Here is a 5092-nt window from a genome sequence, read left to right as displayed (position 1 = left end):
TGGGCATAAATCAACAGGCTCCTAACCAAGTGGCATTTTGGCTTGAAGGCCAAGCTGCCGGATTCATGTTACCGTCGTTTTCTAAATTCTGCTGTCAATGAAATTTGTCCCAACACGCCTAAAACACGCCGTCCGAATGGCTTTGGTAAAGAGGGGCTGGACGCCACCAGAGGACGTCTTCGTGACGCAGCGGCATTGGAGCATGGAAAGCGGTTTGCGGATGTTGAAGCAAATCGGGATCGCGCCAAATACCGTTGTGGATCTTGGTGCCGCCGAAGGAAGTTGGAGCTCGATGGCCAGTCAAATCTTCACGGATGCGAGGTACCTGCTCTGTGAACCGCTTCCGGCGAGAAAAGATATGCTTTCAGAAATTTCGCAAAAGAGTGGGGGGATGTTTCATTTTTCTCCAATTGTTGTTGGCGATTCGAAACAGCCGCTCATGTTTGATGTTTCTGGCGACCTAGACGGAAGCGGTGTTTACGGAGGTGTCACGGAAAATGCCGTCGAATTGCCGCAAGATACTCTCGACAATTTAATTGATGAGGCGGCGTTGCCGCCGCCGTACCTGCTGAAATTCGATACTCATGGATATGAAGACAATATTATTCGTGGTGCGGTGAAGACATTAGAAACAACCATCGCGATTGTGATGGAGTGTTATCTGCATCAAGTGAGCCCCACAGCGAAGCCGTTTTGGGAGATGTGTGATCAACTCGTCAAAGTTGGTTTTCGGCCGGTGTACGTGTCGGACCTGCTGGCAAGGCCCTACGATTCCACGCTGTGGCAAATGGACATCTTTTTTTTGAGATCAGACCACCCGGTGTTTATGCATTCTTCGTATCAGTAGGTCCGAATTGAAGTATGCTCGCAATGCCACGACCGATTTATGATGGAATTCGAGTTCTAAACGTGCGTCCTCTTCGTAGACACGAATCGATTGGTGGTTGCGCGAGGTCGAAACGCAGTGCCTTTTCGACTTCACGCCGATCAACTTTCCGAACGGCATTCGCTTCTTAGTGCAACCTGCTTTCAAATGGCCTCAACCAGTTCCGACAATCAGCTTTGGCGAGCGAATCACGCAGGCGGTTTTCTAATCGCTACTGTGCTGCTGAGCATCCTTTGTTGGGGCGCCTATTTTTGGAATGGTTACTTTCGATACGACGACTTTGAAGTCGTCTCGATTTGTGGTGATGGATCGTTCTGGGATCAGCTTTTTGTGGTCCATGGAGACCATACGCTGCCGTTGTTTCGAATTGAAATGTGGGTGCTACTCCAGTCTTTCGGAACAGAGCCATTCGTTTACAACCTCTTCTACTTTCTCATCTTCGTTGCGGTTCCGGTCGTTACCTTTTTTCTGTTTCGCGAGTTCAGAATAGGTGATGGTGCGTCTTATCTGTTTCTCGTTTTGTTCGTTACTTGGCTCGGTTGGCCGCACTTAGTAGCTGGCTATTATATTTTGTCGGTGTATCTGCAGGCTGTTCTGTTCACTAGCGCGGCGGTGCTCTTTCTTCAGAAGTATTTGGCAATGCATCGCAAGCGTGATGCGATCCTCTCTCTTGTCATGGCGTCGCTCGCTCTCGCAATTGAATTAGCCGGCGTGATTGTCATTCCGATCCTCGTGGTGTTTCTTATCGCCGGATTTCGACGAGAGTTCGGGGTAAAGCAATTCGTTCGATTGAATTGTGGCTATCTCACGGCGTTTGTTTTGCTAGTTGTGGGAGTTTGCTCGTATCTTTGGTACGTCTTTCGCGTTCTCTATCCCGGTAGGTTTCTCGTCATGGCGGGGGCAAGTGGAGAATCGGAAGGCTTTATTGGGCTCGTGTCTCGTAGTTATTTGGTGCTGCGAAACGGTATCGTTCACACATTATCGGGGCTAAATTTGCTGGACCTTTCCGATGATTCCCGGTTGGGAGATGTCGTGCTCCTAGGCCTGATTGTGATGGTTGCGTTGGCGTGTCGTGTCGCCTGGTTGTCCGGTCGCCAGTCGGTTGTCAAGTTTCTTCTTGCGGCGTCCGTATGTATGTTGGGGGCTATCGTGATGACCGCGATTGGGCGTCCGCAAGGCGCCGTATTCAAGCACGTTGTCATCGTGTTTTATTGGTTTTCGGTGGTCGTTGCCGTTGGTCTTGCCGTTTCTATCTCGGCTATTAAGGATCGATCGATTCGTCTAGGCCTATTTGTATTACCAATCGTTCTGTGCTTCCTGCCCCCATTGTTGATGCACTTTCAGTATCCCAGTTCTCAATTGACCGCCGCTCGGTACAATCTCATTGACGCTCGTGCCAGACGGTTGCAATTAGGTGAGTTGGCAAACCTTTTGCTTGGACCGCTTGCAGATGTTCCTGGTGAGCGGAGGATACCTACTCTTGATGGGAACTATCTTTTCGCAAAGTTCGGGTCTGGCCTGTATAAATACGACATGTCGTTTTATCGGCATCACATTGGTCTGAGTAATGATCGTGTCGTCCTTTATCGAAATCAGGCGATGAGTTCTTGGACTGCACCTTCAGTGCAAACAGCTGATGATTTGCGAGACGTTGTAGACTCCCGGTTTAAGAAGCAATTGAAGGCAAGCCCGTCGTTGCGAGAATTGTATCTTCAGCCAATCGTGCTGGGCGATCGCAATTCGGGGATTGCCAACCTTGGTGAGTATCTCGCCGAGCCTATTTTTCATACCGCGACAGAGTTGCCCGTGACGCTTGATGAACAAAATCACGATTCTGCTATTTTTGCGGGGGCGATTACTACGTCGGGTGGATTGCTGTTGTCGCTAAATGCCAAAGTGTTAAACCGACAGGAAGGCGAATTACAGATTTACTTTACGAATGACTTTGCCGCTAACGGTCCACTGGGCCGGATCTTAATTGGTTTGGAAGAAGCAGAGGGTGTTTTCCAGATGGATGCATCCGGAATCGTAGATATCGAGGTGGCATTAGATCAAATTTATGCATTCTCGCTTTCAGAGTCGATATCAGAGTGCCGCATACAAGTCGAAGGTAGTCAGGTGATTCAAATAGATTCGGTCGAGTTGCGACGAAGATGAGCTTGCCACGGATATCAATAGTAACCCCGTCCTATAACCAAGCAGGTTTCTTGCAGGAGACGATTCGTTCAGTAATTGAGCAGGATTATCCGAATCTGGAGTACGTTGTAATTGACGGTGGCAGTTCAGATGGATCCGTGGATATCATCAAGCAGTATGAGTCGAGGATAGCCTATTGGGAAAGTGCACCAGACGACGGCCATGGGCACGCAATCAATAAGGGGTTTGCGAAGACATCCGGTGAAATCATGGCCTGGATAAATAGTGACGACAAATACACACCATGGGCGTTTCAGGCTGTTGCAGAGATATTCTCAAAATTCCCGCATGTTAACTGGGTCGTTGGGTTCAACGGGTATTGGAATAGCCAAGGCGCCATGATCAATGCGTTTCGGCACCCAAAAAACATCTATGATTTGCTCGTTGGGAACGACGGTTGGATACAGCAAGAGTCTGTGTTCTGGAGACGAAGCCTTTGGGAAAAAGCAGGTGGAGCCATCAATCAGGACTTTCGGTTTATGGTCGATGGAGAGTTGTGGACTAGGTTCTTTCTCTATGATGAACTCTACGCGTTAGACTGCGTGTTAGGTGGCTATCGGATTCACACTGAAAATCGGGCAATTCACAATCACGATGAGTGTCTGCGAGAGATGACGGTCGCGATTGAAACGATGCGTGAAAAATGCCCCGAACAAACGCTGCGCATTGCCAAGAAGTTGAGTCGATTGAAATCGGCTAAAAGAAATTGGATGATGCGTCATTTTCCACTGCAGTATTTGGTTAGCAAATATGTATGGCCGGATCTGTACCGAAGTCTCAGCTACAAAAATCTTTTGTTTCACAATGGCGAGTGGCGTGAGGGGACGCTTCCTTGGAGTATTTAATTGCGTGTGCCATTCCCCTGGGTCGCTAAGGAAACGCTAGTATTAATCAATATCCAGCACCAACGATCAGTATCATCATTCCTACGTTCCAAGCTGGAGGAACGCTTGCGAATGTGCTTGAAAGTGTTGCGAAGCAAACTTCGCAAGACTACGAAATCTTGATGATGGACGGCGGGTCATCTGACGACACCGCACGCATTGCTCAAACGTATTGCGATCAGTCTGCCCGGTTTCGTTTCTTTATGGAACCGGATGGTGGTGTCTATCACGCAATGAACAAGGGCATCAAGATTGCGAAAGGGCAATGGCTGCTCTTCTTAGGGAGTGACGATCTGTTATACGAGGACGAAACACTGGAAAAATTGACCAGTGCAGTTACTGATAATGACGACGTCGTGTATGGCAACGTGTTCAGTACGCGGTTCGGTGGATTTTACGATGGAGAATTTGATGACGAGAAGTTAATTGACAAGAATATTTCTCATCAAGCGATTCTTTTTAATCGTCGTGTGTTTGCAATCCTTGGTGCCTATGATCCTGCATACAAAGTAGTGGCAGATTGGGAGTTCAATTTCCGGTGGTTTTTGTCTCCGAAAATTCGAAAGCGGCACATAGATGTGGTTGTGGCTAACTACGCAGATGGCGGCTTAAGTTCACGTCAGGATGACTTGTTGTTTCAGCGAAACAGAATGCTGCTGTACGTCCGGCACGGCAAAGATCGATTGTCTTTTCGTACGAAGTCTACGATTTTGCTGGCCGAATTCAAGCGTGCACTGAGAGGGCGAAACGTGCGGCTTTTGTTCGGGATCTTAACCACAATTCCAAGAGTTTTTTGGCTCATCCGACTAAAGCGTACTTCGTTTGATGAAGCGAGTAGAGCGTGAGTTCAAAATACTCGCGATCACGGATGCCGTAAGATTGCCGTTGAACGGTTTTGATTTTATTGTTGGTGCCCTCCATCGGCCCGGATGATATCCGATGCTCGAAGTAGTTCAGCAGGCCCTCTTCAAGACGCAGCAACGTTTTGGCCATCGTTTTTAGAGGCCCCAGTCCTGTCGTGATCGCTCGCTTGCACCAGGACCGCAAGAACAACTGGGCCGGCCAGCGAAACGTATGCCCCCAAAACGTTCGCAGCTCCTCCTTGGGATAGTACGCTATGGCCAGC

The 5092-nt window shown here is 48.7% G+C and carries 5 protein-coding genes; 4 read left to right on the top strand and 1 reads right to left on the bottom strand.

Annotated features, from left to right (window positions below):
- The first annotated feature begins 136 nt into the window (after positions 1–136).
- The 4 genes from NB063_RS31885 (at position 137) to NB063_RS31870 (ending at position 4811) form a co-directional block, all read left to right on the top strand.
- Entirely contained in the window at positions 137–847 is a 711-nt protein-coding gene (locus tag NB063_RS31885) for an FkbM family methyltransferase (RefSeq protein WP_250933865.1), read from the top strand.
- A gap of 186 nt (positions 848–1033) precedes the next feature.
- Positions 1034–3043, top strand: a complete 2010-nt coding sequence (locus NB063_RS31880; RefSeq protein ID WP_250933864.1) for a hypothetical protein — start codon at positions 1034–1036, stop codon at positions 3041–3043.
- Positions 3040–3927: a glycosyltransferase family 2 protein gene (locus NB063_RS31875; RefSeq protein ID WP_250933863.1), complete on the top strand. Its 888-nt coding sequence runs from the start codon at positions 3040–3042 to the stop codon at positions 3925–3927. Before NB063_RS31880 ends, NB063_RS31875 begins: the two co-directional genes overlap by 4 nt.
- Before the next feature lie 41 nt (positions 3928–3968).
- Positions 3969–4811, top strand: coding sequence for a glycosyltransferase family 2 protein (locus NB063_RS31870; RefSeq protein ID WP_322975346.1), 843 nt, complete (start codon positions 3969–3971; stop codon positions 4809–4811).
- Here the strand turns inward: NB063_RS31870 and NB063_RS31865 are convergent.
- A partial coding sequence (locus tag NB063_RS31865) for a transposase (RefSeq protein WP_250933859.1) occupies positions 4765–5092 on the bottom strand: 328 nt, incomplete at its 5' end. The two genes, NB063_RS31870 and NB063_RS31865, sit on opposite strands and share 47 nt — an antisense overlap.

This window comes from Aporhodopirellula aestuarii (assembly GCF_023701485.1).
GTDB classification, from domain to species: domain Bacteria; phylum Planctomycetota; class Planctomycetia; order Pirellulales; family Pirellulaceae; genus Rhodopirellula; species Rhodopirellula aestuarii.
This window is presented reverse-complemented; position numbering and strand designations above follow the sequence as displayed.